Origin of the sequence: Actinophytocola sp. (assembly GCF_035712165.1) — a bacterium.
Lineage (GTDB): Bacteria > Actinomycetota > Actinomycetes > Mycobacteriales > Pseudonocardiaceae > DASYTH01.
Genome location: NZ_DASTBH010000409.1, coordinates 1 through 2,473, shown reverse-complemented (window position 1 = coordinate 2,473; position 2,473 = coordinate 1). Strand labels below are relative to the sequence as shown.

General features: G+C 70.1%; 4 protein-coding genes and 1 pseudogene. All 5 read left to right on the top strand.

Annotated elements, in window-relative coordinates; genetic code table 11:
• Positions 1 to 428 (top strand): annotated as a pseudogene (locus VFO68_RS22845) (hypothetical protein); the annotation flags it as partial.
• A 317-nt stretch (positions 429 to 745) separates the two neighbouring features.
• Positions 746 to 1,036, top strand: a complete 291-nt coding sequence (gene rpsF / locus VFO68_RS22840) for a 30S ribosomal protein S6 (RefSeq protein WP_325160404.1) — start codon at positions 746 to 748, stop codon at positions 1,034 to 1,036.
• 118 nt (positions 1,037 to 1,154) lie between these two features.
• Positions 1,155 to 1,676 (top strand): single-stranded DNA-binding protein, encoded by a 522-nt coding sequence (locus VFO68_RS22835; RefSeq protein WP_325160403.1) that lies wholly within the window; start codon positions 1,155 to 1,157, stop codon positions 1,674 to 1,676.
• Between the two features lie 62 nt (positions 1,677 to 1,738).
• The gene (gene rpsR / locus VFO68_RS22830; protein ID WP_173040721.1) at positions 1,739 to 1,978 is read left to right on the top strand and encodes a 30S ribosomal protein S18; all 240 of its coding nucleotides are present in this window, start codon (positions 1,739 to 1,741) and stop codon (positions 1,976 to 1,978) included.
• A 14-nt stretch (positions 1,979 to 1,992) separates the two neighbouring features.
• Positions 1,993 to 2,442, top strand: coding sequence for a 50S ribosomal protein L9 (rplI, locus tag VFO68_RS22825; RefSeq protein WP_325160402.1), 450 nt, complete (start codon positions 1,993 to 1,995; stop codon positions 2,440 to 2,442).
• Positions 2,443 to 2,473 lie beyond the last annotated feature (31 nt).

The window sequence follows — 2,473 nt, the reverse complement described above, 5'->3', positions numbered from 1 at the left end:
CCGAGGAGCCGCCGCCCGCCAACCCGACCGGGCCGGGCACGACCACGGGTGATCGTCCGTCGACCGGCGGGGACAGCCCGGCGGGCCGGGCACCGTCCGGCGACGGCGCCGCCCGGCCGGACCGCCAGCCGGCCGCGCCGGACGCCCGGGACCGCGACGAGGATCCCGCGCTCGCGGCCGGTGCCGGGTCCGACGACCTGTCGGGCGCGGGTACGGCGGTGGCGGAGTCGCCGCCGCAGCTGAACGTGGCCGCGCCGGACTCGGTGGCGGCCGAGCCGCTGGCGTCGTCGGTGGAACCGGTGAGCGATGACGGGCCAATCGGACTTCTGGCCGTTATCGCTATTGTCTGCGTGTTAGGGGTATCAGCCGGGGCGATCCGTGCTATTCTCTCTCAACGTGCATACCGGTCAAGCTTCGCGGTAAACTGAACAGGCTCCGCGGGGCGCCTCTTGTCCAACCTCGTCGGTGTGGTCGTTCCTCCCCAGGTCCCACCCAAAGAATGCGGACAATGCGCCCCGCGGCTCTCTTCCCGGCGCCCCCGGACTCGCGGGGGCGCCGTTTCGTTTGCCGAGTTCCGGCGGTCACACAGCCCTCCCACCCCGTGCGGTGGCCGCGCGCGGCACCGGGTACCCTTGTCCGGTTCACTCCGCGCCGTGGGCAGGGCCCGCGGCGGTCGCGTGAACGGACGCCAGACCTCCTGCCACGGAGAGACCGTGGCCGCCAGCCCAGAGGAGGTGAGTACGTCTTGCGTCATTACGAAATCATGGTGATCCTCGACCCGAATCTCGAGGAGCGCACCGTCGCCCCGTCACTCGACACGTACCTCAACGTGATCCGGACCGCGGGTGGCTCGGTGGAGAAGCTCGACGTGTGGGGCCGCCGGCGCCTCTCGTACGAGATCAACAAGATGGCCGAGGGCATCTACGCCGTCATCGACCTCCAGGCCTCGCCCGAAGCGGTGGCCGAGCTGGACCGTCAGCTGCGACTCAACGAGTCCGTGCTGCGGACCAAGGTGATCCGGCCGGACGTGCGCTGACGCGACGTTCGGCTCCCCCGGACCGGGCGCGCTCATTGGTGCTGTCGGAGGCCTGTGGCAGCCTGTGCTGTGGCAGCCGACCGGCAGACACCAGAAACGCGCTGAGGAGTTGTTGGGCATGGCAGGAGACACCGTCATCACGGTCATCGGGAACCTGACCGATGACCCCGAGCTGCGCTTCACCCCCTCGGGTGCGGCCGTCGCCAAGTTCCGGGTCGCCTCGACGCCCCGGTTCATGGACCGGACCACCAACGAGTGGAAGGACGGCGAGCCGCTGTTCCTGTCCTGCACCGTGTGGCGGCAGGCGGCGGAGAACGTCGCGGAGTCGCTGCAGCGCGGTGCCCGCGTGATCGTCTCTGGACGGCTGCGCCAGCGGTCGTACGAGACCCGCGAGGGTGAGAAGCGCACGGTGATCGAGCTTGAGGTCGACGAGATCGGCCCGTCGCTGCGGTACGCCACGGCGAAGGTGCAGAAGATGTCGCGCTCCGGCGGCGGGGGCTTCGGCGCCTCCGGCGGCGGTGGTGGCGGCGGCCAGGGCGGCAACTTCGACGATCCGTGGGCGACCGCGGCTCCGGCCGGCAAGGCCAGCGGCTCCGGTTCCGGCTCCGGTGGGAACTTCGACGACGAACCGCCGTTCTGAGACGGCGGGTAACCGGCACCCGGCCGAGCACCGGGCGAGATAGCAAGACGGAGTGACGAGACATGGCTAAGGCTGCGGCACTACGCAAGCCGAAGAAGAAGGTGAACCCGCTCGACAAGGAGGGGATCACCTACATCGACTACAAGGACACGGCGCTGCTGCGGAAGTTCATCTCCGACCGCGGCAAGATCCGTGCCCGGCGGGTCACCGGCGTGACCTCCCAGCAGCAGCGGCAGATCGCCCGCGCGGTCAAGAACGCCCGCGAGATGGCCCTCCTGCCGTACACCACGACGGCGCGCTGAGCGGAGGGACCGGCATGAAGATCATCCTCACGCAGGAGGTGTCCGGCCTCGGCTCGCCGGGCGACGTCGTGGACGTCAAGGACGGGTACGGCCGCAACTACCTGCTACCGCAGGGCTTCGCGATCACCTGGTCCAAGGGCGCGGAGAAGCAGGTCGCGCTGATCAAGCGGGCGCGTTCCGCCCGCGAGATCCGGGACCTGGACCACGCCAAGGAGGTCCAGGGCCAGCTTCAGGACCTCAAGGTCCAGATGTCCGCGCGGGCCGGCGACGGTGGGCGGCTGTTCGGTTCGATCACGCCCGCCGAGGTGGTGGACGCGGTGCGCTCGGCCGGTGGTCCGGCGCTCGACCGGCGCCGCCTGGAGCTGCCCGGTCCGATCAAGTCGATCGGCAACTACGACATCAAGGTGCGGCTGCACCCCGAGGTCACCGCGAAGTTCTCGCTGGCCGTCCTGCGGTCCAAGTAGCCGAACCAGCAACACGCGGCGCGAGATCCGC